This window comes from Xanthobacter sp. ZOL 2024, from assembly GCF_052932325.1.
Genome location: NZ_CM128808.1, coordinates 3,785,316 through 3,811,336, shown reverse-complemented (window position 1 = coordinate 3,811,336; position 26,021 = coordinate 3,785,316). Strand labels below are relative to the sequence as shown.

Annotated in this window: 25 protein-coding genes and 1 pseudogene; 20 read left to right on the top strand and 6 right to left on the bottom strand. The window is 67.3% G+C overall.

Annotation, left to right across the window (positions count from 1 at the left end):
• Positions 1 to 71: 71 nt before the first annotated feature.
• On the bottom strand, positions 72 to 1,502 hold the full coding sequence (locus ACU4E7_RS17415) for a diguanylate cyclase (RefSeq protein WP_447019631.1): 1,431 nt from the start codon (positions 1,500 to 1,502) through the stop codon (positions 72 to 74).
• A 225-nt stretch (positions 1,503 to 1,727) separates the two neighbouring features.
• Here ACU4E7_RS17415 and ACU4E7_RS17410 point away from each other — a divergent pair, with 225 nt between their 5' ends.
• A complete protein-coding gene (locus tag ACU4E7_RS17410; protein ID WP_447019630.1) occupies positions 1,728 to 2,363 on the top strand; it encodes a peroxiredoxin in 636 nt (211 codons plus the stop codon).
• Positions 2,364 to 2,453: 90 nt separating this feature from the next.
• On the opposite strand, the gene ACU4E7_RS17405 is transcribed toward ACU4E7_RS17410, so the two are convergent.
• Together ACU4E7_RS17405 and ACU4E7_RS17400 are read right to left on the bottom strand one after the other, a co-directional pair.
• Positions 2,454 to 2,885 (bottom strand): CBS domain-containing protein, encoded by a 432-nt coding sequence (locus ACU4E7_RS17405; RefSeq protein WP_238122725.1) that lies wholly within the window; start codon positions 2,883 to 2,885, stop codon positions 2,454 to 2,456.
• Positions 2,886 to 3,115: 230 nt separating this feature from the next.
• On the bottom strand, positions 3,116 to 3,808 hold the full coding sequence (locus ACU4E7_RS17400) for a rhomboid family intramembrane serine protease (RefSeq protein ID WP_447019629.1): 693 nt from the start codon (positions 3,806 to 3,808) through the stop codon (positions 3,116 to 3,118).
• A 255-nt stretch (positions 3,809 to 4,063) separates the two neighbouring features.
• On the opposite strand from ACU4E7_RS17400, the gene ACU4E7_RS17395 reads away from it, so the two are divergent.
• Positions 4,064 to 4,717, top strand: a complete 654-nt coding sequence (locus ACU4E7_RS17395; protein WP_238122727.1) for a transglutaminase-like cysteine peptidase — start codon at positions 4,064 to 4,066, stop codon at positions 4,715 to 4,717.
• Positions 4,718 to 4,746: 29 nt separating this feature from the next.
• Here ACU4E7_RS17395 and ACU4E7_RS17390 read toward each other — a convergent pair whose 3' ends face one another.
• Entirely contained in the window at positions 4,747 to 5,277 is a 531-nt protein-coding gene (locus ACU4E7_RS17390; protein WP_238122728.1) for a gamma carbonic anhydrase family protein, read from the bottom strand.
• A 151-nt stretch (positions 5,278 to 5,428) separates the two neighbouring features.
• On the opposite strand from ACU4E7_RS17390, the gene ACU4E7_RS17385 reads away from it, so the two are divergent.
• The 5 genes from ACU4E7_RS17385 to guaA all read left to right on the top strand — a co-directional run bounded on the left by ACU4E7_RS17385 (position 5,429) and on the right by guaA (position 10,182).
• Complete coding sequence (locus tag ACU4E7_RS17385; protein ID WP_447019628.1) at positions 5,429 to 5,779, top strand: hypothetical protein; 351 nt, start codon at positions 5,429 to 5,431, stop codon at positions 5,777 to 5,779.
• Positions 5,780 to 5,846: 67 nt separating this feature from the next.
• Positions 5,847 to 6,512 carry a 5'-methylthioadenosine/S-adenosylhomocysteine nucleosidase gene (locus tag ACU4E7_RS17380; protein WP_447019627.1) on the top strand — a complete coding sequence of 222 codons (666 nt, stop codon included), beginning with the start codon at positions 5,847 to 5,849 and terminating at the stop codon, positions 6,510 to 6,512.
• Positions 6,509 to 7,807, top strand: coding sequence for an RsmB/NOP family class I SAM-dependent RNA methyltransferase (locus ACU4E7_RS17375; RefSeq protein ID WP_447019626.1), 1,299 nt, complete (start codon positions 6,509 to 6,511; stop codon positions 7,805 to 7,807). The genes ACU4E7_RS17380 and ACU4E7_RS17375 overlap by 4 nt, the downstream gene beginning before the upstream one ends.
• A 74-nt stretch (positions 7,808 to 7,881) precedes the next feature.
• A complete protein-coding gene (locus tag ACU4E7_RS17370; RefSeq protein ID WP_447019625.1) occupies positions 7,882 to 8,523 on the top strand; it encodes a hypothetical protein in 642 nt (213 codons plus the stop codon).
• Positions 8,524 to 8,622: 99 nt separating this feature from the next.
• Positions 8,623 to 10,182 (top strand): glutamine-hydrolyzing GMP synthase, encoded by a 1,560-nt coding sequence (guaA, locus tag ACU4E7_RS17365; RefSeq protein ID WP_447019624.1) that lies wholly within the window; start codon positions 8,623 to 8,625, stop codon positions 10,180 to 10,182.
• A gap of 329 nt (positions 10,183 to 10,511) precedes the next feature.
• Here guaA and ACU4E7_RS17360 read toward each other — a convergent pair whose 3' ends face one another.
• Entirely contained in the window at positions 10,512 to 11,348 is an 837-nt protein-coding gene (locus tag ACU4E7_RS17360) for an alpha/beta fold hydrolase (RefSeq protein ID WP_447019623.1), read from the bottom strand.
• A 106-nt stretch (positions 11,349 to 11,454) separates the two neighbouring features.
• Here ACU4E7_RS17360 and ACU4E7_RS17355 point away from each other — a divergent pair, with 106 nt between their 5' ends.
• The 13 genes from ACU4E7_RS17355 to ACU4E7_RS17295 all read left to right on the top strand — a co-directional run bounded on the left by ACU4E7_RS17355 (position 11,455) and on the right by ACU4E7_RS17295 (position 24,372).
• A complete protein-coding gene (locus tag ACU4E7_RS17355) occupies positions 11,455 to 12,348 on the top strand; it encodes a LysR family transcriptional regulator (protein WP_447019622.1) in 894 nt (297 codons plus the stop codon).
• A 198-nt stretch (positions 12,349 to 12,546) separates the two neighbouring features.
• Positions 12,547 to 13,482: a pirin family protein gene (locus tag ACU4E7_RS17350; RefSeq protein WP_447019621.1), complete on the top strand. Its 936-nt coding sequence runs from the start codon at positions 12,547 to 12,549 to the stop codon at positions 13,480 to 13,482.
• A gap of 135 nt (positions 13,483 to 13,617) precedes the next feature.
• Positions 13,618 to 13,968 carry an ethanolamine utilization protein gene (locus tag ACU4E7_RS17345; RefSeq protein WP_447019620.1) on the top strand — a complete coding sequence of 117 codons (351 nt, stop codon included), beginning with the start codon at positions 13,618 to 13,620 and terminating at the stop codon, positions 13,966 to 13,968.
• Positions 13,969 to 14,053: 85 nt separating this feature from the next.
• On the top strand, positions 14,054 to 14,767 hold the full coding sequence (locus ACU4E7_RS17340) for an enoyl-CoA hydratase/isomerase family protein (protein WP_447019619.1): 714 nt from the start codon (positions 14,054 to 14,056) through the stop codon (positions 14,765 to 14,767).
• Positions 14,768 to 15,034: 267 nt separating this feature from the next.
• Complete coding sequence (locus ACU4E7_RS17335; RefSeq protein WP_447019618.1) at positions 15,035 to 16,102, top strand: Atu2307/SP_0267 family LLM class monooxygenase; 1,068 nt, start codon at positions 15,035 to 15,037, stop codon at positions 16,100 to 16,102.
• Positions 16,102 to 17,877: a monovalent cation:proton antiporter-2 (CPA2) family protein gene (locus ACU4E7_RS17330; protein ID WP_447019617.1), complete on the top strand. Its 1,776-nt coding sequence runs from the start codon at positions 16,102 to 16,104 to the stop codon at positions 17,875 to 17,877. Before ACU4E7_RS17335 ends, ACU4E7_RS17330 begins: the two co-directional genes overlap by 1 nt.
• Positions 17,878 to 18,099: 222 nt before the next feature.
• Positions 18,100 to 18,972 (top strand): helix-turn-helix domain-containing protein, encoded by an 873-nt coding sequence (locus tag ACU4E7_RS17325; RefSeq protein WP_447019616.1) that lies wholly within the window; start codon positions 18,100 to 18,102, stop codon positions 18,970 to 18,972.
• A gap of 131 nt (positions 18,973 to 19,103) precedes the next feature.
• Positions 19,104 to 19,481: a nuclear transport factor 2 family protein gene (locus ACU4E7_RS17320; protein ID WP_447019615.1), complete on the top strand. Its 378-nt coding sequence runs from the start codon at positions 19,104 to 19,106 to the stop codon at positions 19,479 to 19,481.
• A gap of 27 nt (positions 19,482 to 19,508) precedes the next feature.
• Complete coding sequence (locus tag ACU4E7_RS17315) at positions 19,509 to 20,159, top strand: hydrolase (protein ID WP_447019614.1); 651 nt, start codon at positions 19,509 to 19,511, stop codon at positions 20,157 to 20,159.
• A gap of 8 nt (positions 20,160 to 20,167) precedes the next feature.
• On the top strand, positions 20,168 to 21,340 hold the full coding sequence (locus ACU4E7_RS17310; protein WP_447019613.1) for an amino acid ABC transporter substrate-binding protein: 1,173 nt from the start codon (positions 20,168 to 20,170) through the stop codon (positions 21,338 to 21,340).
• A gap of 71 nt (positions 21,341 to 21,411) precedes the next feature.
• Positions 21,412 to 22,164: a nuclear transport factor 2 family protein gene (locus tag ACU4E7_RS17305; RefSeq protein ID WP_447019612.1), complete on the top strand. Its 753-nt coding sequence runs from the start codon at positions 21,412 to 21,414 to the stop codon at positions 22,162 to 22,164.
• Positions 22,165 to 22,203: 39 nt separating this feature from the next.
• Entirely contained in the window at positions 22,204 to 22,824 is a 621-nt protein-coding gene (locus ACU4E7_RS17300; RefSeq protein ID WP_447019611.1) for a glutathione S-transferase family protein, read from the top strand.
• A gap of 21 nt (positions 22,825 to 22,845) precedes the next feature.
• Positions 22,846 to 24,372, top strand: a complete 1,527-nt coding sequence (locus ACU4E7_RS17295) for a VOC family protein (RefSeq protein ID WP_447019610.1) — start codon at positions 22,846 to 22,848, stop codon at positions 24,370 to 24,372.
• A gap of 77 nt (positions 24,373 to 24,449) precedes the next feature.
• Here the strand turns inward: ACU4E7_RS17295 and ACU4E7_RS17290 are convergent.
• Positions 24,450 to 24,988 (bottom strand): annotated as a pseudogene (locus ACU4E7_RS17290) (integrase core domain-containing protein); the annotation flags it as partial.
• Positions 24,989 to 26,021 lie beyond the last annotated feature (1,033 nt).

Sequence of the window (26,021 nt, the reverse complement as noted above, 5' to 3'; positions counted from 1 at the left end):
CACCGCCCCGGGCGGAGAGGTGGTCCCGGGATCTGCGCCTTTCGTGCGGCCGGCGCGGCGCCATAGGATCCTCACCGCCCACCGGCCGCCGCGTCGACCTCAATCTGTGACAGGTCCGCCAGCATGGCACGGCCGCGGCCCGCAGCCTTGGCCGCATAAAGGGCGAGATCCCCTGCCCGCAACAGCCCGCCGAGCGAGAGGCCCCGCGCCACCTCCGCAGCGCTCGCGGCGGCCACACCGACGCTGAGCCCCACGGAAACGGTCTCGCCGCGAAAGTCCATGGGTGTGCTGACGAGGCTGATGAGCCGCGCCGCGAGGGCATCGGCACCAGCCTGGGGATCGACCTCCGCGGCCTGCACCACGACAAACTCGTCGCCCCCCACCCGGGCCACCAGATCCTCCCCCCGGGTCGCCTGCTTCAGGCGTTCCGCGACAGTGCGCAGCACGGCATCGCCGGCCTCGTGGCCGAGGCTGTCGTTCACCCGCTTGAAGCGGTCGAGATCGAGGCACAACACCGCCAGTCCCGCGCCGGTGCGCCGCGCCCGGGCCATCTCCGCCTCCAGGCGATCCTGCAGCAGGGTGCGATTGGCAAGGCCCGTGAGCGCATCATGGGCGGCCAGATGCGCCAGGCGCTGCTCCGCCGCCTTGCGCCGTGAGATGTTGCGGACCGACACCACATAACCATCGGGCAAACCGGTCTGCGGATCCCGTGTGCGGCGGATGAAGGCCTCGATCCACACCCAGTGCCCGTCCTTGTGACGCTGGCGCTGCTCGCTGCGGGCCGCGTTCACCCGCCCCTCACGCAATTCGTTCATCATCCTGGCGAACGCCGGCATGTCGTCCGGATGGACGATTTCCGCCGCCCGCCGGCCCACCAGCTCTTCGGGCTCATAGCCCAGCAGCTCCCGACAGGCCGGCGACACGTAGAGCCGCACACCGTTGAGATCGCCGCGCACGATGGTGTCGGTGGAATTCTCCGCCAGCAGCCGGAACAGGGCCATGTGCGCCATGGCCTCCTGCGCGGCGGCGCCCAGCGCCAGCAGGCTGGCCGCGCCGGCTGCCAGATCCGCCAGCTGGGCGCGCTCCTCAGCCGTGAGGACGCGCGGCGCCGGGTCCATCAGCATCAGCAGGCGCGGCTGCGGACCGTCGCCCGGCAGCGGCAGCGCCGCGACGCATCCCTCGGCCCCGCCGCCTCCCCTGGCCGTATCCCGGTGGGCGAGCGCCCAGTCTGCGGCGCGGGCCAGCGCATCCTCCGACGGGGCGGTCCCCGCCAACACCGCGCCCGCCAGCACTGCGCCGGCCTGCCACACCACCGCGTGCGTCACCTTAAAGGTCAGCACCGCCAGTCGGCACAGGGCCTCCAGGCCACGCGTCAGCTCCGCGGCTGCGGCACCGGGCGCGGTCCCGTCTGCCCCAGCTGCCGCGGGTGGCACGGCATCCCCATCGGCCACATCCACGCAGTGGGCGCCAGGCGAGTGAGAGGAAGGCGGTGCGGCTGCCATGACATCCGTGTCCGAAACCCGTTGCCCAAAAGCGGGCACGAATCCCGCTGAAGTCTATGCGAAACCGCGCGCCGTGCGGAGCCCACACAGAGGCGGACGGGCGCCCGGCTCCGCGCCAGAACAGGCGCACAGGAGCGGCGAAACGACTTAATTCTTTTAATCGACCGATTTAATGGTTATAACGAACCCATCGACGCAGAACCCGTCAGCGGTTGGAGTTTCATCATGAGCTTGCATCTCGGCGATATTGTTCCCGATTTCACCGCCCAGACCACACAAGGGCCGATCAGCTTCCATGACTGGCTGGGCGACAGCTGGGGCATCCTGTTTTCCCACCCGAAGAATTTCACGCCGGTCTGCACCACCGAACTGGGCCAGGTGGCCCATCTCAAGAGCGAGTTCGACAAGCGCGGCGTGAAGGTCATCGGCCTTTCGGTGGACACCATCGAGAACCACCCGGCCTGGGTCCAGGACATCAAGGATGCCACCGGCTCGACCCTGAATTTCCCGCTCATCGCCGATGCCAACAAGAAGGTGTCGGCGCTCTATGATCTGATCCATCCCAACGTCAGCGACACGGCGACGGTCCGCTCCGTGTTCGTCATCGGGCCCGACAAGAAGCTCAAGCTCTCCATCACCTATCCCGCCTCCACCGGCCGCAATTTCCAGGAAATCCTGCGGGTGGTGGATTCGCTCCAGCTCACCGCCAAGCACGCGGTGGCCACCCCGGTGGACTGGAAGAGCGGCGATGACGTGATCATCGTTCCCTCGCTGAACGACGAGGCGGCGAAGGAACGGTTCCCGAACGGCTGGAAGACAGTGAAGCCCTATCTGCGCGTGGTGCCGCAGCCGGGCCAGTGAGCGGTCGGGGCGAAAGCGCGTCGCTGTCGCAGCGCCGGCGATGCCCCGCGTCCCTTCTCCGGTCGGCCCCCAGGCCGACCGGAGCCCATGTCAGGCCGACATGATGTAATCGCGCAGCGCGGCGTGCTCGCGCTCCATCTCCTGGACGCGGAACTTCACCACGTCGCCGATGGAGATGATGCCCACCAGCCGGTCACCATCCACCACCGGCACGTGGCGGAAACGACCGCGCGTCATGCGCTCCATGATCACCGGAATGGTCTCCTCGGCGGTGCAGGTCACCACGGCGCGGGTCATCACCTTTTCCAGCGGCGCCGAGAGGGCCTGTGTGCCCCGTTCGCCCATCAGGCGCACCACGTCGCGTTCCGAGATGATGCCTTCCACCACCATGTGATCGTCCACCACCACGATCGCGCCGATGTGGTGCTGGGCCAGCCGGGCCACCGCATCGCCCAGCGTGGCCTGGGGCCCGATGGTGACGATGTCCCCACTCTTCTGCTTCAAGATCGTGTTCACGGTCATTGGCGTCTGCTCCCATCAACACAGCGCCCAACCGGACGAGCTTCATGCTCTTTTTCTCGGCCGTCGCCTTCCGAAGGGGAAAATGATCCATCGCAATCTGCCGCAACGCAAGTGCATTGCGCAGCTGCCGCATGGCGCGGCCGAGCGGCGGGTCTCCCGCGAACATCAAGCGATGAGGAGCCGCTCGGGTTCCACCATACCGAGGCACCGGCAGCGGGCGCGGCCCGCGGTCACGCCCGCCGTCGCGGGATGGGGTCGAACAGGCCGAACAGCACCAGGCCTGCCGCGAAGCCGCCCACGTGCGCCTGCCAGGCCACTTCCGCGCCATCACTCCCGGGCATGGAAACGCCGATCCCGAACAATAGGTTCAGGCCGAACCAGATGGCGATGAAGATGAGCATCTGGCCGTTGCGGAAGCTGCTCAGCAGCGAATCCGCCGGGTGGTGATCGCCGCCGGCGCCACCGCTGAGCACCCCGCCGGGGGAGAAGGCGAAACGGATGGCCGCCGCCATGACGCCGGAAACGGTGGCGGACGCCCCCACCAGGGGCACCAGCGCATCAGGATGGGTCAGGTAGTGCGCCGCCGCGCCGGCCGCCGCGGTGACGGTGCAGAACACGATGAAACGCAGCGCCCCGAACCGCCGCGCCACGGGCGTGCCGAATGCGAAGAACCAGACGAGGTTCACGCCCAGATGCATCCAATTGGCATGCAGCATGGCGTAGGTGACCACGGTCCATACCTTCGGCCCCCAGCCCCCCGGCAGATAGAACATGGTATCCGGCAGGGTGTAGCGGGCGGGGATGAAGGCGAAATAGGTCAGCACCTCCACGTCCGCCGCCTCGCTCAGAAGCAGCGTGCGGATGGCGTGAATAGCCACCAGCACCAGCGCCACGCCGGCAATGCTGCCGGGGACGTTGAACATGGGCTGTCGGGCGGGCGGGCGAGGCCGGAAGGGAGGCAGGTGCGACACCCCTTCGACATAGGCAGGCCCGTGGCCGCCGGCAAGGGAAATCCCCGCTCGCCGGCCCCGGCGCACTGGTGGGCCCGAGGTGCCGGGCCCGAGGGGCGAGGCTATGGCCCGCGAACGCCGACCGGTTAAGGTTAATAGAAGGTTGACGCCGCAATTGCGGCCGACATGGGGCATTATGATTTTGTTAACCCCTTGCGGATGCCCGCGATGCCCCAGCGCCTGCTCGACCTTTTCCTGCGGATTTTGCCGGCTGTCGCCGTGATGACGGCGGGCATCGCCATGGCCCAGGCACAGGATATCCAGTTCGCCAACCTGGCGCCCGGGTTCGCCCCCCGCCACCTCGCCGACCGCGGCGCGACCAGCGCGCCGAGCGGCTATGTGCGGTTCTGTGCGCAGCATCGCGGCGATTGCGGCAGCAGCGGCAGCCAGACCTCCATCATCCGCCTCGACGACGAGCGCGCGGCCGAGCTCGATCGGGTCAATCGCGGCGTCAACGCGCGTATCGAGCCGGTCACCGACCTCGACCATTTCGGCGAGACCGAGCGCTGGGACTATCCGGACGACGGCAAAGGCGATTGCGAGGACTATGTTCTTGAGAAGCGCCGCACGCTGCTCAACCTCGGCTGGCCGAGCTCGGCCATGCTCATCACCGTGGTGCGCGACCGCGAGGGCAACGGCCACGCCGTGCTCACCGTGGTGACCGACCGCGGCGACCTGATCCTCGACAACCAGGAGGACGACATTCTCTCCTGGAAGGACACGGGATACCGCTATGTGAAGCGGCAGTCCCAGTTCGATCCCACCCGTTGGGTGTCGCTCGGCGAAACCCAGGTGCCGATCGCGGTGGGCAGCCGCCGCTGAGGCGGCCCCCTCCCCTCAGTCGCCAGACATCAATCGATGCGGACGAGGCCGGCGGTATAGCGCCGGCCGTTGTTCTGATAGCTGAGAGCGCTCTTCTCCAGCCCCGCCACGGCGGCATCATCAAGGCTGCGCACGGCCTTCGCCGGCGAACCGACGATCAGCGAGCGCTCAGGGAAGGTCTTGCCCTCGGTCACCAGGGCGCCGGCGCCCACCAGGCTGTTGGCAGGAATGGTGGCGCGGTTGAGCACGGTGGCCCCCATGCCGATCAGGCTGTTGTCGCCGATGATGCAGCCATGCAGGATCACATTGTGCCCGACGGTCACATTGCGGCCGATGGTCAGCGGGCACCCCATATCGGTGTGGAGCACGGAGTTTTCCTGAATGTTGCTCCCCTCCCCCACCACGATCGGCTCATTGTCGCCGCGCAGCACGGAGCCGAACCAGATGCTGGCACCCTCCTTGACGATCACCTTGCCGATCAGCACCGCCGTCGGCGCGATCCAGAAATTGCCGGAAGCCGGAAGCTCGGGAGCGATACCATCGAGGGCATAGAGCGGCATGGGCGTGTTCCTCCGAATGTGGCGCGATGGGCGCACTTGCCTCCCCTACCGCCATTGGCGCGCCCCCGCTAGGCCTTCGCTCGGCCCGGGCAGGGAACGAAGCGGCACCGTGCGGGGTTGCATCTCCAAGGCCAACCCCATGGGAGCGTCCATGTCCGTCGCCATGATCCTGCTGCCGCTGTTCGTTCATGTGGCCCTGTTGCTGGGGCTGCTCTTGGCCGCCCTGGTGGGCCAGCGCCAGCAGCCGGCCATGGACCCGCCGGGGCATCCGCAGGGGCGCACCCTGTCGTCTCTGCTGTTCGCCACCCTCACGGTGCTGACCCTCGTCACCCACAAGGCGGACATCATCTTTCTGGTCCTGGCCTGGCTGTTCGTGCTGGCCGATGCGGTGCGCGGGCTGGCGCCGGCGGGGCGCGGTCACCGCGGCCCCGAGCTGGTGGCGCTGGTGGTGCTCGCCCTCGCCTGGGCGGCGTTCGCGCTTTCCATTCTCCTCAACATCTGAAGCTGTGCCGATTGACAGACGCCGCCGCGCGGCGGAGGAGTCGCACTTTGCCCCTTCAGGTGAGCCGATGGACGACCCCACCCGCCATCTCCTGAGCATTGGCGGCCATCGCGTGCTGTTCGTGATGGCCACGAGCCAGGAGTATGGACCACATCTTCAGGCCCGCATCGCCCCGCTCATCACCGGCGTCGGGCCGGTGGAGGCTGCGGTGGAGACCGCCCGCGCCCTGGCCCGCCTTGATCACGCGGGTCAGCTGCCGGATGTGGTGTTCACCCTGGGCTCGGCCGGATCGCGGCGGCTCGCCCATGCGGAGGTCTACCAGGTCTCCCACCTCGCCTATCGCGACATGGATGCCTCGCCCCTCGGCGTCGAGAAGGGGCGCACCCCGTTTCTCGACGAGCCGGCGGTGATCACCCTTGAACACCATATCGAAGGCATTCCTGCCGCGTCCCTTTCCACCGGCGGCGCCATCATCTCAGGCGCCGCTTACGATGCGATCGCCGAGGACATGGTGGACATGGAGAGCTTCGCCGTGCTGCGCGCGGCGCGCCGCTTCCATCTGCCCATCATTGGCCTGCGAGGCATCAGCGACGGGAAGAGCACGCTCTCCCGCTATGAAGACTGGACCGAATACTTGCACATCATCGACGAGAAGCTGGCCCACGCCCTCGACCTGTTCATGGCGCAAACCGCCGCCCGCGGCCTGGTTGCGGCCGGGGAGCGCCAGCCGTGACCCCAGCCGCCCGCATCGCCGCCGCCATCGAGGTCATGGCCGACATCTCCGCGCGCCGACGGCCCGCGCCCGATGCCCTCAAGGACTGGGGCCTCTCGCACCGCTTCGCCGGCTCGGGTGACCGCGCCGCCATTGCCGGACTGGTCTATGACACCCTGCGCCGGCGCGCCTCATCCGCCGCCGTCATGGGCTCCGAGGCGCCCCGCGCCCTGGTACTGGGCATGTTGAGCGTGATGCGCGGTCTCGACGTGACGGCCATCGCCGCCCTGGCGGACGGGTCCCGCTATGCGCCGGCGGCCTTGACCGACCGGGAGCGCGAGCAGCTCACCGAGCCCAGCCTGGCCGGCGCCCCGCCGTTCGTGCGCGGCGATTATCCTCAATGGCTCCACGCCTCCCTGCGACACGTGTTCGGCGACGAGGTGGTGGACGAGGGCCAGGCCCTGGCCACCCGCGCCCCCCTCGACCTGCGCATCAACACCCTCAAGGGGACACCCGAGGCGGCCGCCGCGGCGCTGGCCCATCTCAACCCCCAGCCGGGGCGCTTTTCACCCCTTGCCTTGCGCATCGCCCTCGGCGCCGACGGCAAGGCGCCGCCGGTGACGGCGGAACCCGCCTTCCTCAAGGGCGAGGTGGAGGTTCAGGACGAAGGCTCGCAGCTTGCCGCCATCCTGGCCCAGCCCCTGCCCGGCAGCCAGGTGCTCGATCTGTGCGCGGGGGCCGGCGGCAAGACGCTGGAGTTCGCCGCGCTCATGGACAACAGCGGCCAGCTCTATGCCCACGATGCCGATATTCGCCGGCTGAAGCCCATGCATGAGCGGCTGACCCGCGCCGGCGTGCGCAATGTGCAGGTCCGCGCGCCGCGCGGCGCGGAGAAGGTTCTGGCTGATCTCGAGGCCCGCATGGATCTGGTGCTGGTGGACGCCCCCTGCACCGGCACCGGCACCTGGCGACGCAACCCCGATGCCAAGTGGCGCGTGCGCCCCGGCGCCCTGGCCCAGCGCACCGCCGACCAGGCCCGTATTCTGGAGGATGCCGCCCAATATGTGCGGCCGGGCGGGCGGCTCGCTTATGTCACCTGCTCGCTTCTGGATGAGGAGAACGGCGCCCAGATCCGCGCGTTTCTCACCAAGCGGCCAGACTTCTCGGTCATTCTGCCCACCGAGAACGTGTTGGCCCTCGGCGAACGGGGCCTTGCCCTGCGCGACGCCGCGCTCACCAGCCGCGAGGGCCTGCTGATGACGCCGCGCCGAACCGGCACCGACGGCTTCTTCGTCAGCGTGCTGAAGCGCGTGTAGCACGTTTTAGTTGTAAATCTGATCGACACTCGCATAGCATCACCGTCCGTGAGGGACCCTCCCGGCGGAGGGTGATGCTGGCGGTGGCGCTCATGGACTTTCTGATTCGCTTCGTTCCCGTGCTTCAAGTGCTGATCGGCGCAATTGTGGGCGCCCTCGTCGCCCTCTGGGCCGCGCAACGCGAGGAGACGCAGCAGCAGTTCAATCTGGCGGCCTCCTGCCTCACCATGACGGAGCGCCTTGTGGACCGCTATGCGGGCCAAACGGTCCAGATCCAGGACATTGACGTTCGGGTAAACCTGCTGCCGATGGAATGCCAAAGCCGGCGACGGGCTATTCTCGACGCGATCCGGGCCGTGGCCGTGGTCCAGGCCAACGACACCTCCAGCGCCGCCACCCCCACGGATCGTCCGTCAACCGCCGACAGCGCCATGTGGGTGGCGCTGGGCTTCCTCGGCCCTGATGCCACGAACGTCGATGTGAATTTCGTGGGCGCAGGCGGGGCGGCTCTTAGCGCGGCGCCACCAGCGGGCACCGTGCTGCGCACGAAATGGCAGGTCAATGTTCGGCCCGGCCCGGCGGATTGGAGCCAGGTGCTGCGCGTGCTTGAGCTTGGCCAGTGCTTCCAGGTGCAGGCCACCCGCGAGCTGGCGGCGGGCAGCCGCCAGCAGACCTGGGCGCGCGGCGTGCCGGTGCCCTGCCCGGCGCAGAAATAGCGGCGGCACAACCCAGCCCCGCCTTCGCCTCGCTTTTGCAAACCGCTCTTTCCGGCTAAAGGAGGCGCCAACTCCCTGCAGTCGGAAAGCCGCCGCCCCATGACCGTTCCCGCTCAAGACACCGTCCTCATCATCGATTTCGGCAGCCAGGTGACGCAGCTCATCGCCCGCCGGGTGCGTGAGGAAGGCGTCTATTCGGAGGTGGTTCCATTCCAGAAGGGCGCGGAGGCCATCGCCCGGCTGCGGCCCAAGGCCATCATCCTCTCCGGCGGCCCGGCCTCGGTCATAGAGGGCGAAAGCCCCAAGGCGCCGCAGGAAGCCTTCACGGCCGGCGTGCCGGTGCTCGGCATCTGCTATGGCGAACAGTGCATGGCGGCCCAGCTCGGCGGCACCGTGGAGGCCGGCCACCATCGCGAATTCGGCCGCGCCGAGCTCACCGTGAAGACGCAGGTGCCCCTGTTCGACGGCGTCTGGCAGCCGGGCGAGCGCCACACCGTGTGGATGAGCCACGGCGACCGCGTGACCGCCCTGCCGGCCGGCTTCGAGGTGGTCGCCACCTCGGAGAACGCCCCCTTCGCCGCCATCGCCGACGTGGCCCGCAAGTATTACGGCGTGCAGTTCCATCCCGAGGTGGTGCATACCCCCGATGGCGCCCGCCTGCTCTCCAATTTCGTGCGCAAGGTGGCGGGGCTGGAAGGCACCTGGACCATGGGCGCGTTCCGCGAGCGGGCCATCGCCCAGATCCGCGCGCAGGTGGGCGCCGGCCGCGTCATCTGCGGTCTGTCCGGCGGCGTGGATTCCTCGGTCGCTGCCGTGCTCATTCACGAGGCCATCGGCGACCAGCTGACCTGCGTGTTCGTCGACCACGGCCTGATGCGCAAGGGCGAGGCCGACGAAGTGGTCTCCCTGTTCCGAGGCCACTATAACATTCCCCTCGTGCACGTGGATGCATCCGACCTGTTCCTGAAGGAGCTCGATGGCGTCGAAGATCCCGAACAGAAGCGCAAGATCATCGGCAAGCTGTTCATCGACGTATTCGAAGCCGAGGCCAAGAAGGTGGGCGGCGCTGATTTCCTCGCCCAGGGCACGCTTTATCCCGACGTGATCGAGAGCGTGTCCTTCACCGGTGGCCCCTCGGTTACCATCAAGAGCCACCACAATGTGGGCGGCCTGCCGGCGCGCATGAACATGAAGCTGGTGGAGCCCCTGCGCGAGCTGTTCAAGGATGAGGTGCGCCTGCTGGGCCGCGAGCTCGGCCTGCCGGAGACGTTCGTGGGTCGCCACCCCTTCCCCGGCCCCGGCCTTGCCATCCGCTGCCCGGGCGGCATCACCCGTGAGAAGCTCGACATCCTGCGCCAGGCCGACGCCATCTATCTGGAAGAAATCCGCTTCGCCGGCCTCTATGACGTGATCTGGCAGGCCTTCGCGGTGATCCTGCCGGTGCGCACCGTTGGCGTGATGGGCGACGGCCGCACCTACGACCACGTGCTGGCCCTGCGCGCGGTGACCTCGGTGGACGGCATGACGGCCGACTTCTACCCCTTCGACATGGCCTTCCTGGGCCGCACCGCCACCCGCATCATCAACGAGGTCCGCGGCGTGAACCGCGTCGTCTACGACGTGACCTCGAAGCCCCCGGGAACAATCGAGTGGGAATGACGGCTATACACGGCGGCGATAGCGTAGTTTTGGCGGCGGTTTTCGCCGTTGCTTAATTGTTGCTCTCGTTCGTCTTTCACTCCCATTGTGCTGGCCTACTCAATTTCTACCTCGCGGGAGCAGTCTGCCCTTCCTTTCAGGATTATGTAAAGTCCTTCAAAAGCTGATCGTATCAGGCCCACACTCGGCGTTTCAAGCTCTTGCTCCCGTGTTTAAGGCGTTGAGCGATGTCCAATAGCTGAGCGCGCGCTGAGGGTCTTTCGTTGAAGGTCGCTTATGCTTCTTTACGGTGCCGTCCTTCGCTTGAAGGGACGGCGCCGACAGCCACTTCAGCTCCCGACGAACGCCAGGATGTCGGCGTTCAGCACATCAGCGTTCACCGTCAGCATTCCGTGCGAGAGACCGGGATACGTCTTCAGCGAGCCGTTCGTAAGCAGCTTGACCGCTTTCAGGGCCGAGGCGGCGATCGGGACGACCTGGTCGTCCTCGCCATGCAGCACCAAGGTCGGAACGGTGATCGCCTTGAGGTCCTCGGTCTGGTCGGTCTCCGAGAAGGCCTTGATGCCGTCGTAATGCGCCTTGGCACTCCCCATCATGCCCTGGCGCCACCAGTTCTGGATCACGCCCTCGTGCACCGTCGCGCCATCCCGATTGAAGCCGTAGAACGGCCCCGCAGGGACATCGCGGAAGAACTGCGCGCGGTTGCCGGCCAGCGCGCTCCGAAAGCCGTCGAAGACCGCCTTCGGCGTTCCTTCGGGGTTGTCGCCGGTCTTCAGCATGAGCGGCGGAATGGCGGCGACGAGGACGGCCTTGGCCACCCGGCCCGCCGGCTCGCCGAACCTGGCCACATAGCGCGCCACCTCGCCGCCGCCGGTGGAATGGCCGATGTGAACCGCGCCCTTCAGGTCCAGCGCCCTGACGACGGCAAAGGCGTCGGCCGCGTAATGATCGATGTCGTGACCCTCGGAGACCTGGGCGGAGCGACCATGGCCACGCCGGTCATGCGCCACCACGCGATAGCCCTTCGACAGGAAGAAGAGCATCTGCGCGTCCCAGTCGTCGGAACTGAGCGGCCAGCCATGGTGGAAGACGATCGGCCGGGCGTCACTCGGGCCCCAGTCCTTGTAGAAGATCTGCACGTCGTCGTCGGTCGTGACAAAGCCCATGGGGTGCCTTCCTGATTGAACATCGTCGACGCATTTCGGCATTCCCCTCGGCGCCGGGCTAGTGCCATAGTCCGGCTAGCTGTGTCGCCGAACGAGGAACGCCGAAATGGACATCGAGGCGCTGCAGACATTCGTCGCGGTCGCGGATGCGGGTGGCGTATCGGCCGCGGCGCGCCGGCTCGGCGTCTCCAAGTCGATCGTCAGCCGGCGGCTTCTGCGCATCGAGGCAGAACTCGGGGTGCAGCTTCTGGCACGCACGACGCGCGGCGCCGCGCTCACGGAAGCGGGCGTGATGTTCCGCGACCATGCCGCCAGAGCCAGCGCCGAGATCGACGCCGCCCGGGAAACGATCCTGCCGACCGGAGACCTCCGCGGCCGGCTGCGGGTCGCCATGCCGCTGACCTTCGGGCCGACCCACTTCGCCTCGGTGCTCGCGGACATGGCCCGCCTGCACCCGCAGCTCCACATCCATGCCTCCTACAGCGATCGCTACGTCGATCTCGTCGCCGAGGGCTTCGACTGCGCGATCCGGGGCGCCTACCTGCAGGACTCCAACCTGATCGCCCGGCGGGTCGGGCCGATCCATGGCAAGCTGGTCGCGAGCCCGGACTATATCGAGGCGCACGGATCGCCCGAGATGCCGGACGAGATCGCCGGGCACGAGGCGCTCATGCAGGGAACGGAACCCTGGCAGTTCATGGACGGCGACAGGATCGTCACGGTCCAGCCGCAGGGCAGGTTCAAGGCCGACAGCGCCACGGCGCTCGCCTCCGCGGCGGCGGCCGGCCTCGGCATTGCCTGGCTACCCATCTGCATCATCCACGACTATACGGCCTCGGGCGCGCTGGTCCCGATCATGACGCGCTATCCGGCGCCTCCGGGAGCCGCCTATGTCGTCCGCCCGCCGAGCCCGCATCCGACGCTGAAGGTGCGCGTGCTCACGGAGATGCTGATCGACTACTTCGCGCGCAATCCGGACGTCTGGGGGCTGGACGCCTAAGTCCACGACCGGGCGAGACCCTGTCGAGAACGGCGCGGCGGCGTTGATCCAGCCGGACGAAGGCGACCGGTGCGTTCCACTTGCCGCAACACAGCGTGGCGCATTGAGGACCTAGTCCGGAACGCAGCCGCTCGCCACTCTTCGTGCTGGTATCTGCAATAGGCGATGCCGCCTGCAGCCCCGGAGAGGACAAGACGCATGAGCTGGAACCCAGCGATCGAACCCGGCTCCTCCGATGGAGCAGGCCTCGACGCGATCGAGACCCTCATCGTTCCGCGAACACGCGACCTCGGCGGCTTCGAGGTCCGGCGCGCCCTGCCCGCGCCGCAGCGGCAGATGGTCGGACCGTTCATCTTCTTCGACCAGGCCGGGCCGGCCGAACTTCTGACCGGACAGGGCGTCGACGTCCGGCCGCACCCTCATATCGGCCTCGCCACCGTCACCTACCTGTTTCGCGGCGACTTCCATCACCGGGACAGCACCGGGGCCGACCAGATCATCCGTCCGGGCGAATTGAACTGGATGGTCGCCGGGCGCGGGGTGACCCATTCCGAGCGCACGTCCGCCGCCGCCCGAAGCGGGCCGAACGGCCTGTTCGGCATCCAGACCTGGCTGGCGCTGCCCGAGCGCAACGAGGATATGGCGCCGCTCTTCGAGCATCATGGTGCGCCGGCCCTGCCGGTGATCGAGGACGGCGGTGTCTCGGTCCGCCTCATCCTCGGGACCGCCTATGGTCAGACGGCCCCCGCGACCCTGTATTCGGAGACCTTCTACGCCGACGTGACGCTCGCCGCCGGAAGCCGGCTGCCGATGCCGCAGGATCACGAGGACCGCGGCCTCTACATCGTCGAGGGCTCGATCTCGATCGCCGGCCAGGATTTCGAGGCCGGCCGGATGATGGTCTTCCGTCCCGGGGACGGCATCGCGGTCAGGGCCGGCGACCGGGGTGCGCGCCTGATGATCCTCGGCGGCGCCACGCTGCCGGGCCCCCGCTACATCTGGTGGAATTTCGTCGCGTCGTCACAGGAGCGCATCGAACAGGCCAAGGCCGAATGGCGCGCGCAGGACTGGGGCCATGGCCGCTTCGACCTGCCGGCCGACGACCGGGCCGAGCACATTCCCCTTCCGGACTGACCGGCACAGACGGCGCGATCGCCGGACGCGACCCGGCCGGCAAAGCCACGAAGAAGGCCGGGTGGGCGCGTCGCGCCGGCGCTCGGCGGAATTCAGGCCGAGGCTCGACCAAACCGCAAAAAGGGGGAATGCCCCATGGAAGTCCGCAAGTTCACCGTCACCGACGCGGCGCTGGAGCGCAGCCCGGGACAGGACGGGGAGGTGTTTGTCGGCAATCTGCTCGACCAGCGCCACGGCTCCCCGGTCACCATCGGCTATGGGCGCTATGGGCCGGACCAGACGCTCGCGGAGACGATGGCCGTCGATGATGTGATGGTCGTCCTCGAGGGACGGCTCTCGGTGTCGGGCCGATCCGGCATCGTCACCGCAGGTCCCGGCGAGATCGTCCATATGCCCAGGGGCGAGACGGTCACGATCCGCTCACACGAAGAGGGCGCGCTCACCGCCTACGTCACCTATCCCCACTGGCAGGAAGCCCGGGAATAGGCCAACCGGCCCAAGGCCCGGCGTCACGCCGCCATGGAAGCGACGGACGGAGGTTCCGGAACCCTTCGGAAGAGAAAGACCCACCATGACCGATACCGACTTCCGCACGCTCCACCTGTCACGGGCCGGCGGCGTCGCGACGATCACGATCGGCAATCCGCCGGTCAACGTCCTCGACGTTCCCCTGATGAGCGAGATCCGCCGCGTTCTCCTGCAGCTGCGCGACGACCCCGACATCCGCGTCATCGTGTTCGAGAGCGCGGATCCGGAGTTCTTCATCGCCCATGTCAACATGACGCTGATCGACGAGCCGCACGCCTTCGACGATCTGGCGCGCGACACACCCGGCGACCTCAATCCGTTCCAGGCTTTCGGGGAGCTTCTGCGCCAGCAGCCGCAGGTGACGATCGTCAAGCTCGCCGGTCTCGCTCGCGGCGGCGGCGCGGAGTTCGTCGCCGCGGCCGGCATGGCCTTCGCCGCGGAAGGACGGGCCGGGCTTGCCCAGTGCGAGGCCTTGATGGGCATCACGCCCGGAGGCGGCGCCACCCAATATCTGTCGGGCCGGATGACGCGCGGCCGCGCACTGGAAGTGATCCTCGGTGCCGAACTGATCGACGCTCTGACGGCCGAACGCTATGGCTGGATCAATCGCGCGCTGCCGGCGGCGGAGCTCGACGGCTTCGTCGATCGGCTGGCGCGCAACATCGCCGCCCTGCCCGAAGGTGTCATCGCGGCCGCCAAGAAGGCCATGCCCCCCTCAGACCTTCGCGACGGCTATGGTCGCGAGCATGAAGCGTAGGCCGGACTCTTCCAGCGCCCCGCGGCCGAAAAGCTGATCCGCGGCGGGCTGAAGGCCGGAGCGCAGACCAGGGAGGGCGAGCGCGATCTGGAACGCCTGCTGCGGGCGCTCGAGATCTAGCCGGCTCGCCGGGCAGGCGGGTCCGGAATCGCGAGCGAGACCCGAGACCTGCCCGCCCTGTCCCGGACGGAGCGCCATCCGCCCGCGCGTCGTCCTCCAACCCGTGTCCCGCCGGCGCATCGCCGGGCGAGCTTGCAAGGATCAGTCATGGAAATCGGAATCGACAGCTTCGCCGCGATCCTCCCCCACCCGGCGACGGGCAAGCCGCCTTCGGCAACCGATCGCATGGCCGACCTGCTCGAGGAGGTGGAGGTTGCCGATCGGGTCGGGCTCGATGTCTTCGGCATCGGCGAGCATCATCGCGCCGAATTCCTCGATTCGGCGCCCGCCGTCATCCTGGCCGCGGCCGCGGCCCGCACCAGCCGGATCCGACTGACGAGCGCCGTCACGGTGCTGAGCGCCGCCGATCCGGTCCGGATCTTCCAGGAATTCGCGACCCTCGACCTGATCGCGAGGGGTCGCGCCGAGATCGTCGTCGGCCGGGGCTCGTTCGGCGAGGCCTATCCCCTGTTCGGAATGGATCCCCGGCACTACGACGAGCTCTTCGCGGAGAAGCTCGATCTGCTCCGCGAGCTCAACGAGACGGCCCACCCGATCTGGAAGGGTCGCTTCCGCGCCGAGCTGAAGGGACAGGGCGTCTACCCGCGCCCGCATCAGCCGCAGCTGCCGCTCTGGGTAGGCGTCGGCGGGACGCCGAAGTCCTTCGCGCGCGCCGGAGCACTCGGCCTGCCGCTGATGGTGGCGATCATCGGCGGGACGTTCGAGCGCTTCCGCCCGCTCGTCGATCTCTATCGCAAGGCCGGCGCCGCCGCCGGTCACGACCCGGAAACGCTCAAGGTCGGCGTTCATGCGATGGGCTTCGTCGGCGAGAGCGACACGGCGGCGAGGGACGCGTTCTTTCCCGGCTGGGCGCATCTGACCGGGAGCATCGGCCGCGAGCGCGGCTGGTCGACCCCGTCTCGGGCGCAGTTCGACGCCATGGCCGGTCCGGAAGGCGCATTCCTCGTCGGCGATCCGGACACCGTCGCGGCCAAGATGCTCCGCGCCTGCGAAGCGCTCGGCGGCGTCTCGCGCATCACCTTCCAGATGAGCACCGCCGCGCTCGAGACAGCGGCGATGAAGCGCTCGATCGAGCTCCTCGGCGGCGACGTCGCGTCGTGCGTCCGGGCGGCCACCCGCACCAATACGGCTCAGGCCGCGCGAGAGGTGTCCTGATGGCGGATCTGAGCCTCGGGCAGACCATCGCTCCCGCGGCGGTGCTGATGGGGGCGGCCGTGGTCGCCGTGCCGCTGTTCCGGCGGCTCGGGCTCGGCTCGGTCCTCGGCTATTTCGCGGCCGGCCTGCTGGTGGGGCCGTCGATGCTCGGGCTGTTCACCGACGCGCAGTCCATCCTGCATTTCTCGGAGCTCGGGGTCGTGATGTTCCTGTTCGTGATCGGACTGGAGCTGCGCCCGCCCAAGCTCTGGGCCATGCGCGGGCAGATCTTCGGGCTCGGTCTCGCCCAGGTCGCCGGCGCGATCGCGACCCTGACGCTGGCGGGCGCCGTGGTGTTCGGCTTTCCGGCCACGGTCGCCTTCATCGCCGGGTCGGGCTTCGTCCTGTCCTCGACCGCCGTCATCATGTCGGTGCTGCAGGACCGCGGCGAGCTGTCGAGCGCGGAGGGACAGAAGTCGGTCGCGATTCTCCTGTTCGAGGACCTGATGATCGTGCCGCTGCTGGCGGTGGTCGCCTTCCTGTCGCCCCTCTCGGACGGCGAGGCGGGATGGACGGGCATCCTGACGGCGGCGGGCGCACTGTCCGTGCTGTTGGTGGTATCGCGGTGGGCCTTGAACCCGTTCTTCGCCCTGCTGGCGCGGGCACGGACGCGCGAGGTCCTGACGGCGGGCGCGCTGCTGGTCGTCCTTGCCGCGGCGCTGCTGATGGAGGTCGCCGGTCTCTCCATGGCGATGGGCGCTTTTCTCGCCGGGGTGATGCTGTCGAGTTCCAGCTACCGCCACCAGATCGAAGGCGACATCGAGCCGTTTCGCGGCCTGCTGATGGGGCTGTTCTTCCTGGCCGTCGGCATGTCGCTCGACCTCGCCGTCGTGGCGGCCGAGTGGCGGCTGCTGCTGTTGATGCTGGCCGCGTTCACGGTGGCGAAGGGGGCGGTGGTCTATGGCGTCGCCCGGCTGTTCGGCGGCACGAGCCACCAGGCGCTGCACCGCACCTCCATGTTCCTGCAGGGCGGCGAGTTCGCCTTCGTGCTCTACGCGGCGGCCATGGCGGGCGGCGTGATCGACGCGCGGGAGAGCGCGCTGTTCTCCACCGTCGTGATCATGTCCATGGCCCTGACCCCGCTGCTCATGATCGCCACGGACAGGCTGCTTCGTGCTCGGGAATCGATGGACGGCGTCGACGTCGCCCGCGATCTGAAGGGGCGGATGCTTCTCGTCGGCTTCGGCCGCTTCGGCCAGATCGCCTCGCAGGCGCTGCTCGCCAGGGGCGTCGACCTCGCCGTCATCGACAGGGATCCCGACCGGATCCGCGACGCGGCACGATACGGCTTCAAGGTCTATTTCGGCGACGGTGCCCGGCTCGACGTTCTCCGCCATTCCGGCGCCGAGATGGCCGACGCGATCATGATCTGCGTCGACGATCCCAAGGCCGCGATGCAGATCGTGGAACTGGCACGGCACGAATTTCCGCAGGCCCGGCTGCTGGTGCGGAGCCATGACCGCGGACATGCCGTGGACCTGATCCGCGCCGGGGTCGACTATCAGGTCCGCGAGACGGTCGAGTCCGCCTATCTGATGGGGGCGGAGGGCCTGCGGACGCTGGGCTTCGCCGACGTCGACATCGAGGAGACCGCCGGGGACATCCGCCGGCGCGATACGGAACGGCTGGCCGAGCAGGTGCAGGGCGACGCGATGTCGGGCAGCGACAAGTTGATCCTGCAGCCCGTGGCGGAGCCGCTGACGACACCGCCGACCCATGGCAGGCCGCGGAGCTAGACCGCCGCAGGAAAGCGCGGTCCGCTCCGGCCGCCGAGCGCATGTCGTCGCGTCCGATCGAGGCCGGTACGCGCGCGGAAACGCGGCCGATCGCGCCGGCATGTTCGCGAGCGCAGCGGCCCTCCATCAATCGGGCGCGTTCGGGGACGAGACTGCCTTCTACCGCGGCAACGCAAGCGGACCGGCCAATCCCGGCTCGCCCAGCACAGGACGGTGATCACCATGCAGCAGAACACAGGCCTGCCCGAGAACGTGGTGAGCGTCGAGGCCCTTCAGGGCGGGTACAACGGCGTGCACATCGACGTGACCGGCTTCCACTGCGTCGGACAGGTCTCCCACAAGCTCAGGCAAACCGAGGAGACACGGCTGAGCGTCGTGCTAGAGGAGGTCGGCGGCTATTGCGAGCCGAGACTGCGCCCGAACAGACCGAATCCCATCGACCATATGCCGCGCCACATGCATTTCGCGCCGGCCGGGCTGGAGATGTGGGGCTATACCGCCGACGTGCGATTCGTCCGGGACGCCACGCTCAGCTTCGATCTCGGGAAGCTCAACGAGACAATGGGCTCGGTCTTTTCGGAAGACCTGATCAGCGCACCGCGGCTGCGATTTGCCGACGAGCGGCTCTGGACTCTCGTGCGGCTCCTGTCCGACGCCGTCGGCGATACCGATCCTTCGACTCAGCTCTATTGCGACGGGCTCACCACAGCGATCGCGGCAAGGCTCTTCTCGCTGCCGCCGCCATCGCGGATGGAGGACGGTAGCGGGCTGGCGCCCTGGCGCTTGCGCCGGGTCTTCGATTACCTTGACGCTCGTCTGCCAGAGCGGGTGGAACTCACCCATCTCGCAGAGCTGGCCGGTCTGTCGCCCTCGCATTTCAGCCGGGCGTTCAAGGCCTCCACGGGCATGGCGCCTTATCAGTGGCAGCTGGATGCGCGCATCCGGCGAGCGCAGGCCCAGTTGCTGGATACCGACGCATCGCTCGAAGAGGTCGCGGAGGCGACGGGCTTCGCCGACGCGGTGCATTTCGGACGGACGTTCCGGAAACTCACCGGCGGCGCGCCGGCAGCCTGGCGGCGCGAGCGGAAAAGCTGAGGCCGCTCTTCGCAGCAATATCGAACTGCCGATCGCAGGATCGGACAGGGCCATCCGGACACCACCACGATAACAAATCGCCACTCGGGACGACATGTGTCGTCCACGGTACCAGCTTTTCATGGTGGTCCATGACTTCGCACGCGGCTGATTACGACGGCATCCTGCAGGCCAATCTCGAGCGCGTCTTCGGCGAGCGGGACGCCACCTTGCGCGCCGCCGCGATCCGCGAGCTCTATGCGCCGGATGCGGTTCTCTACGAGCCCGCCAGCATCGCGACCGGCCATGACCAGATCGCGCATGCGGTCGCGGAGCTGCGGGCTAGCCTGCCGCCGGCTTTCGTCTTCTCGGCGCTCGGCCCAGGCGTGGGCCACCACGGGCTTGCCCGCCTGCGCTGGCGTTCGGGGCCGCCGGAAGGCCCCATCGCGGTAACGGGAATGGACGTCGCCCGTTTCGAGGCCGGACGCATCGCGAGCCTCCACGTCTTCATCGATCCGCCTGACGCCTGACGCGTCATATCATCGAAAGGAATTATCATGACCGCCAAGAACGGCCTCGACGCCCTTCTGCGCCCCAAAGACAGCTTTCTCGTGCTGATCGACCACCAGCCGTTTCAGTTCGCGAATATGAACAGCCATGAGCCGACGCTGATCATAAACAACGTCATCGGTCTCGCCAAAGCGGCGAAGGTCTTCGAGGTACCCACGATCCTGACCACGGTGCTCGAAGCGCGCGGCGGCTATCTCATCAAGGGTCTGCAGGACGTCTTTCCGGACCAGAAGCCGATCGACCGGACCTTCATCAACACGTGGGAAGACCCCGCCGTCACGGAGATCGTGAAGAAGAGCGGACGCAAGCAGTTGATCCTCGCTGCGCTGTGGACCGAAGTCTGCCTGGCGATGCCGACCATCCAGGCGCTGGCCGAGGGCTACGACGTCTTCATCGTCACTGACGCCTCCGGCGGCGTGTCGAAGGAATCCCACGACATGGCCGTGCGCCGCATGGTCGCCGCGGGCGCGGTGCCGATCACCTGGATGGCGGTGGCGTCCGAATGGCAGCGCGACTGGGCGCGCGAGAAGACGGCTTCGAGTGTGTCCAACGTCCTGCTGGAGAATGGCGGCGGCAGCGGCGTGGCCTTCGCCTGGGAACTTCAACTTCTCGCGACCACGCCCCCTGCGCAGGGCTGAGGCAGGTCATGGCTGGATCCAGTCCCATTCGCATCGGCTATTGCCTGTCGCTGTCGGGTCCGCTCGTGGGCAACAGCAGGTCGGCGCGGCTGGCGCACGAGATCTGGCGGGACGACGTCAACGCACGGGGCGGCCTGCTTGGCCGCCCCGTGGAACTCCTCTGCCATGACGACGGAGCCGATGCGTCGCGCGTCCCCGAGCTGTATCGGCGGCTGATCGAAGTCGACGGCGTCGACCTCGTCATCGGCGGCTACGGCACCAACACCATCCTGCCCGCGATGCCCCTGATCATGGAGCGCGGCCGATTCTTCGTCGGGCTGATGGGGCTCGGGGTCAACAACACCCTCGACTATCCCAACTACTTCGCGATGATCCCGACCGGCCCCGATCCGAATGCGGCGCTGACCGAGGGGTTCTTCGCGCTTGCCGCCGGGCAGACGCCGCGTCCGCGGACGGTGGCCCTGCTCTCGGCCGACGCCGAGTTTTCCCGCAATCCCGTGCTCGGCGCCAAGGCCAATTCCAGGGCATACGGTTTCGACGTGGTCTTCGAACGTACCTATCCCCTGGCGACCGAGAACTTCGAGCCCGTGCTCGACGCGGTCGCAGAGAGTGGTTGCGACCTGCTCTGGCTGTGCTCCTATCTGGACGATTCCATCGGGCTCGTGCGCGCCATCCGCGCCCACGCGTTCCGTCCCAAGATGGTGGGCGGGGCGATGATCGGCCCGCAGAACACCACGGTGAAGACGACGCTCGGTCCATTGCTCAACGGCTTCGTCAATTACGAGTACTGGGTACCGGCACCGAGCATGATGTTCGCCGGGGTATCCGCCCTGCTCCAAACCTATCGGACCCGGGCATCCGAGGCGGATGTCGACGCGCTGGGGCACTACATGGTCCCGCTTGCCTATGCGCAGATGCAGGTCGTCGCCCAGGCGGTGGAGGCGGTCGGAGGCCTCGGTGATGAGCGCCTGTCAGCCTGTGCGCGCGAGGCGACCTTCCAGACCGTGATGGGTCCCGTCCGGTTCGGCGCCAGAGGCGAATGGCGGGAGCCTCGCGTGCTGCAGGTGCAGTTTCAGGACATCGAGGGTCACGGCGTCGGCCAATTCGCCGATGGCTCGCGGCAGGTCGTGCTGTCCCCTCCCGGCTTCGCGGCCGGCAGCCTGCGCTACCCGTTTTCCTGAGGCCTAGCCGGCACGCACGGAAGGCCGCCGCGGAGCGCGCCGGCCGCACCTTGACGCAAAGGACCTTCTCGATGTTGATCGTTCGTTTTCCCGTCGGGCTGGAAATGGATGTCTCCTATCCCGACTTCGGCGTCAGCCTGACCCTGCTTTCGACAACCCAGCTGAGGTTCGAGATCAAGGAGGGGCCGTTCGCCCGGACGGAGACGGTCGACATCCACGTCGTGCCGCTCGGCAACAGCCTCTTCGCCGTAAGCTGGCAGGAGGAGAGCGGCGCAACCGTCACGAACGTTCAGGACTACGATCGCCGACTGGTCCATTCGCATGCGACGCTGCCCGGCGGCCGATTCCTGCGGATGACCGGGACCATCGCGATCACGCGCCCGGCCGATCACGCCCTCGACGATCGCCCTCACGGCAACAGGGCGCTGGTGCTCGAGGCGATGACCTCACTGTTCCAGCGTCACGACGCCTCGGCGGTGGACCGGCTCTATGCGAGCAACTACATCCAGCACAATCCCGACATCCCCCAGGGCCGCGACGCCGTGCGGGCTCTCGTTGCCGGGCTCGCAAAGGATGTATTCTACGAGCCCGGCATCATGGTGGCCGAGCGCGATCTCGTCGCCATCCATGGCCGCATCCGCGGCTGGGCGGACACGCCGCAGGTCGTGATCGATCTCTTCCGGATCGAGGACGGCAAGCTCGCCGAGCATTGGGACGTGCTGCAGAACGAGGCCCCGGCAGTTCCGGCCCAGGGCGGCGTCTCGATGTTCGATCCCGAGGAAGGGCGTACCGGACGGGCGAGGATCGGAACCCCGGTCATCTGAGACGCCCGAACGTTCCGCGCAGCACTCCGGGGAGCCGCCATGCCGACCCTCTATTTTGCCGAAGGCGCCTGCTCGCTGGCGCCCCACATCGCTCTCGAATGGATCGGCGCGCCCTATGAAGCCGTCAGGGTCCGGTATGGCTCGAAGGAGCTTCTGGCCGTCAATCCGGCCGGCGCCGTGCCGACCCTTCGCGAGGATGACGGATGGCTGCTGACGCAGGCCGGCGCGATCCTCGACTACCTCGCCCAGAAGCATCCCGAAGCCGGCCTGGCCGGCGGCGAGGGCATGCGCGCGAGGGCCGAGGCCCATCGCTGGTCGGCGTTCCTGACTTCCGACGTTCACGCCGCCTTCTGGCCGGTCTTCATGCCGCATCGCTACACGAGCGACCCGGGCGAAGCGGCGCGGAAGGCGGTCGTCGAGGCAGGGCACAGGCTGGTCGCGAAGCGGTTCGGCATCCTGGACCGCCATCTCGAAGGGCGGACGCACATGCTCGATGGCGGGCGCTCGGTCATTGACGCCTATGCCTTCCCGATGATCCGATGGGCGATCAGGCTCCTGCCCGGCGGCCTCGAAGAATACCGCAACGTGCAGGCCCTGCATGACGGGCTGGCTACCGATCCGGGCGTGCAGAAGGTACTCGCTCGCGAAGCGGGCGGCTGACCGCCGAAGGACGCGAGAACAATGACGAGCGGCATCCACCACGTCACCGGCATCACGGCCGCAGTGCAGGCGAACGTCGATTTCTATGTCGCCTTTCTCGGTCTCAGGCTCGTGAAGCGGACCGCAGGTTTCGCGGATGGCGAGCAGTTGCACCTCATCTATGGCGATCGACTGGGCAGCCCGGGCTCGCTGCTGACCTTCCTCGTCTGGGAAGCCGCCGGCCGCGGCAGCACGGGAATCGGGCAGGTCGCGGAAGTGGCGCTCGCGGTTCCTCCGGACTCCTTCGGCGACTGGCTCACCAGGGCGCTCGCCGCCCATGTTCCGCTCGAGGGCCCCTTCCGCGAGTTCGGCGAGTCGGTCCTCCGGCTGAAGGACCCGGACGGGCTGATCGTGAAGCTGGTCGGCGTCGATATGGCGACCCCGGCTTCGCTTCCCGGCGCGCCCACCCGGCTGCGCGGCATCACGCTCCTGACCGACAGGGCACCGGAAACCGCACGCTTCGTGGCACGCTTCGGCTACAGGAAAAGCGCGCGCGACGGCCTGACCGAGCGCCTGGCTTCCGATACCGATGTCGTCGACATCAGGGACGTGTCGGGCTTCGTGCCGTCCACGGCGGGAGCCGGGGTGCCCGATCACGTGGCTTTCCGCGCGCCGGACGCCGACGCCATCCGGTCCATGGGGCTTTCGCTGAAGGAGCACGGGCCGACCGAGGTGTACGACCGGAAGTATTTCCTGTCGCTCTATGTCCGCGACCCGGCGGGAATACTCATGGAATATGCGACCGACGCACCGGGCATGACCGTCGACGAACCCCCGGACGAACTCGGCCAGACCCTGTTTGTCCCGCCGCATGATTCGGCTCGCGCCGAGGATCTGAAGGCGATGCTGCCGCAATTCGCCTTGCCCGGCGAAGAGAGGTTTCCGACGCGCGACCTCCCCTTTATCCACCGCTTCAACCGGCCGGAGGATCCCGACGGCACGACGCTCGTATTGCTGCACGGCAGCGGCGGAAACGAGGCCGACCTGATGCCGATCGCCCGGCGGATCGCGCCGCGTTCGGTGCTGCTTGGCGTGCGGGGCCGGGCGACCGAGGTCGGCACCCATCGCTGGTTCCGTCGTCTCGATGCCGGAAGGCTGGACCAGGCGGATATCCGCAGCGAATCCGAGGCGTTCTCGGCCTTCGTCGAAGGCGCCGTCGCGGGCTACGGGCTCGACGCCGATAGACTCGTCTTCCTCGGCTATTCCAACGGCGCCAACATGCTGGCGGCGATCGTCCAGCTTCATCCTGGTCTCGTGCGCCACGCGGTCCTGATGCGTGGTATTCAGCCGCTGGAAGACCCGCCGACCGTCGACCTCTTGGCCACCGGCGTGCTGGTGCTCGGCGGGCGCGACGATTCCCATCTCCGCAATTTCCGGGCGTTGGCGGATGCCTTTATGGCAAGGGGCGCTCGCGTGGATTTCTTGGATATCTCGGCAGGTCATGAACTGGCCCATTCGGATGTCATCGAGACATCCGAATGGATCCGCCGAAATCTCCCCGCGAGTTGAGAGTCTCGTCCGCAGGAACAGTGACGTACACCCCCGAGTTTCGGACGGACGGCCGGAGGGTTTCGGGGGGTGATTGCTCAGGCCGACGCGTTGGCTTCTGAGCGTCTCATCAGCTCGATCGGCGGTTTGTGACCGATCGAATTGTGCGGGCGAACCGCGTTATAGTCTCCACGCCAAACCTCCATCTTGGTCCTCGCATCGTGAAGCCGCATGAATCAGTGGGCGTTCAGACACTCGGCGCGGAACTTGCCGTTAAGCAGCTCGATGAAGCCGTTGTCGGTTGGCTTATTAGGTCTCGAGAAGTCGAGCACGACACCCTTCTGGTAGGCCCCATAGGTCGAGGTCCCAGCTGACGATTTCCGAGCCTTGGTCGACCCGGATCGACTGCGGATAGCCAACGTCCCTTCAGATCCGCCCGAGGGTCAGGATCTCGTCTTCGCGTCGGTAGCTGAACCACGGATCGACCGCGGGGGAGAACCGGGTGAAGGTGTCGACGATCGTCAGCACTCGAATCTTGCGGCCCGTGGCGAGCTGGTCATGGACGAAGTCCATCGCCCACCCAAGTCTCGTTGCGTTGTGTCGCCGGACGGCGGTCCTCGCGCAGCTTCGCCTTCATCATCAGGATGCGTACGCGGCTTCGCTTCTTGATCGTGTCCATCCTCCTGGGTTGGAGAAGGGTTGATGCAGGTTCGGTTTTCTCCGGTCGCGTAGCTATCGTTGGATCGAGGCCTGACGGTACTTTTTGAGCGCGCTCACGCTTTGAACGTCAGACCTGGAAAGGCATGCGGAGCGTCGATAGTAGCCGATAGATGGCTTGCGGAGGTCGATGGAAATTTATCAACGAAATCAAGATGGTAGAATTCTGACGAGCCCTGGGCCGGTAGTACTTAAACGGGAAAATATTTCCTTGAGTAAATTCAGATGGTTGATATGGCCCCGAACAATCGAGTGGGAGTGACGGATACTAACGGCGGCAATAGCGTAGCTTCGGCAGTGGTTTTCGCCGTCGCATGATCGCCGTTCTCATCCGTATTTAACTCCCATAGAATTGGCTTACTCCATCTGTCCCGCAGGACCGATCTGCGCGCACTCTCCGGATAATGTAAAGCCGCTTCGATGGGTGAGAGTGCTCTGGCGTAGAATAGCGTGCACAACGGCGGGTCTGCTTCGCGCTCCAATTGTCGTCTTGGCAGCATACCCGATTGCATAGGCCGCCGTTCGTTACGATGGCAAAGTGACGCTTTTGGTGGATTGCGGCCTGTCTGCTCTCGGGCGCTCGCTGGCGACAGCGGACCTTCGTTCAGGTCGCGGGACAGGTGCCCTGAACCTGTACCGGCGCTGAAAGACGGACTGGTAGCTCTAGAGCCAAGTTGCGGGATGTCGCTATCGGTCCAGCCTAGCTGCCGCTCTCGCTTCTCGCCCGGATCCGGCCACACGAGCGTATCTCGCCACAATGGGGAGGGGCAGTAATCCAAGGCGTTTTCAAGACGCCTGTCACTCGGTCGCGGCCGAGTAGATCGACGTAGCTGTCCCTCCGCCCCCACGCTAGGGTCCAAATTGGAGGCGCGACTTCGACTTCGTCGTAACCGAGCTGAGGTACGAGCGGTCATCGCGCCGCAGTTGTGATCACGATGCCGAGTTGGAGCGCC

What these genes read in the sequence shown, in the direction of transcription:
- ACU4E7_RS17295 (WP_447019610.1), top strand. Translation starts at nt 22,846, where the DNA reads ATGACGAGCGGCATCCACCACGTCACCGGCATCACGGCCGCAGTGCAG.
- ACU4E7_RS17355 (WP_447019622.1), top strand. Translation starts at nt 11,455, where the DNA reads ATGGACATCGAGGCGCTGCAGACATTCGTCGCGGTCGCGGATGCGGGT.
- ACU4E7_RS17325 (WP_447019616.1), top strand. Translation starts at nt 18,100, where the DNA reads ATGCAGCAGAACACAGGCCTGCCCGAGAACGTGGTGAGCGTCGAGGCC.
- ACU4E7_RS17370 (WP_447019625.1), top strand. Translation starts at nt 7,882, where the DNA reads ATGCTGGCGGTGGCGCTCATGGACTTTCTGATTCGCTTCGTTCCCGTG.
- ACU4E7_RS17390 (WP_238122728.1), bottom strand. Translation starts at nt 5,277, where the DNA reads ATGCCGCTCTATGCCCTCGATGGTATCGCTCCCGAGCTTCCGGCTTCC.
- ACU4E7_RS17350 (WP_447019621.1), top strand. Translation starts at nt 12,547, where the DNA reads ATGAGCTGGAACCCAGCGATCGAACCCGGCTCCTCCGATGGAGCAGGC.
- ACU4E7_RS17400 (WP_447019629.1), bottom strand. Translation starts at nt 3,808, where the DNA reads ATGTTCAACGTCCCCGGCAGCATTGCCGGCGTGGCGCTGGTGCTGGTG.
- ACU4E7_RS17315 (WP_447019614.1), top strand. Translation starts at nt 19,509, where the DNA reads ATGACCGCCAAGAACGGCCTCGACGCCCTTCTGCGCCCCAAAGACAGC.
- ACU4E7_RS17385 (WP_447019628.1), top strand. Translation starts at nt 5,429, where the DNA reads ATGTCCGTCGCCATGATCCTGCTGCCGCTGTTCGTTCATGTGGCCCTG.
- ACU4E7_RS17405 (WP_238122725.1), bottom strand. Translation starts at nt 2,885, where the DNA reads ATGACCGTGAACACGATCTTGAAGCAGAAGAGTGGGGACATCGTCACC.
- ACU4E7_RS17335 (WP_447019618.1), top strand. Translation starts at nt 15,035, where the DNA reads ATGGAAATCGGAATCGACAGCTTCGCCGCGATCCTCCCCCACCCGGCG.
- ACU4E7_RS17320 (WP_447019615.1), top strand. Translation starts at nt 19,104, where the DNA reads ATGACTTCGCACGCGGCTGATTACGACGGCATCCTGCAGGCCAATCTC.
- ACU4E7_RS17395 (WP_238122727.1), top strand. Translation starts at nt 4,064, where the DNA reads ATGCCCCAGCGCCTGCTCGACCTTTTCCTGCGGATTTTGCCGGCTGTC.
- guaA (WP_447019624.1), top strand. Translation starts at nt 8,623, where the DNA reads ATGACCGTTCCCGCTCAAGACACCGTCCTCATCATCGATTTCGGCAGC.
- ACU4E7_RS17380 (WP_447019627.1), top strand. Translation starts at nt 5,847, where the DNA reads ATGGACGACCCCACCCGCCATCTCCTGAGCATTGGCGGCCATCGCGTG.
- ACU4E7_RS17340 (WP_447019619.1), top strand. Translation starts at nt 14,054, where the DNA reads ATGACCGATACCGACTTCCGCACGCTCCACCTGTCACGGGCCGGCGGC.
- ACU4E7_RS17310 (WP_447019613.1), top strand. Translation starts at nt 20,168, where the DNA reads ATGGCTGGATCCAGTCCCATTCGCATCGGCTATTGCCTGTCGCTGTCG.
- ACU4E7_RS17360 (WP_447019623.1), bottom strand. Translation starts at nt 11,348, where the DNA reads ATGGGCTTTGTCACGACCGACGACGACGTGCAGATCTTCTACAAGGAC.
- ACU4E7_RS17410 (WP_447019630.1), top strand. Translation starts at nt 1,728, where the DNA reads ATGAGCTTGCATCTCGGCGATATTGTTCCCGATTTCACCGCCCAGACC.
- ACU4E7_RS17300 (WP_447019611.1), top strand. Translation starts at nt 22,204, where the DNA reads ATGCCGACCCTCTATTTTGCCGAAGGCGCCTGCTCGCTGGCGCCCCAC.
- ACU4E7_RS17330 (WP_447019617.1), top strand. Translation starts at nt 16,102, where the DNA reads ATGGCGGATCTGAGCCTCGGGCAGACCATCGCTCCCGCGGCGGTGCTG.
- ACU4E7_RS17305 (WP_447019612.1), top strand. Translation starts at nt 21,412, where the DNA reads ATGTTGATCGTTCGTTTTCCCGTCGGGCTGGAAATGGATGTCTCCTAT.
- ACU4E7_RS17345 (WP_447019620.1), top strand. Translation starts at nt 13,618, where the DNA reads ATGGAAGTCCGCAAGTTCACCGTCACCGACGCGGCGCTGGAGCGCAGC.
- ACU4E7_RS17415 (WP_447019631.1), bottom strand. Translation starts at nt 1,502, where the DNA reads ATGGCAGCCGCACCGCCTTCCTCTCACTCGCCTGGCGCCCACTGCGTG.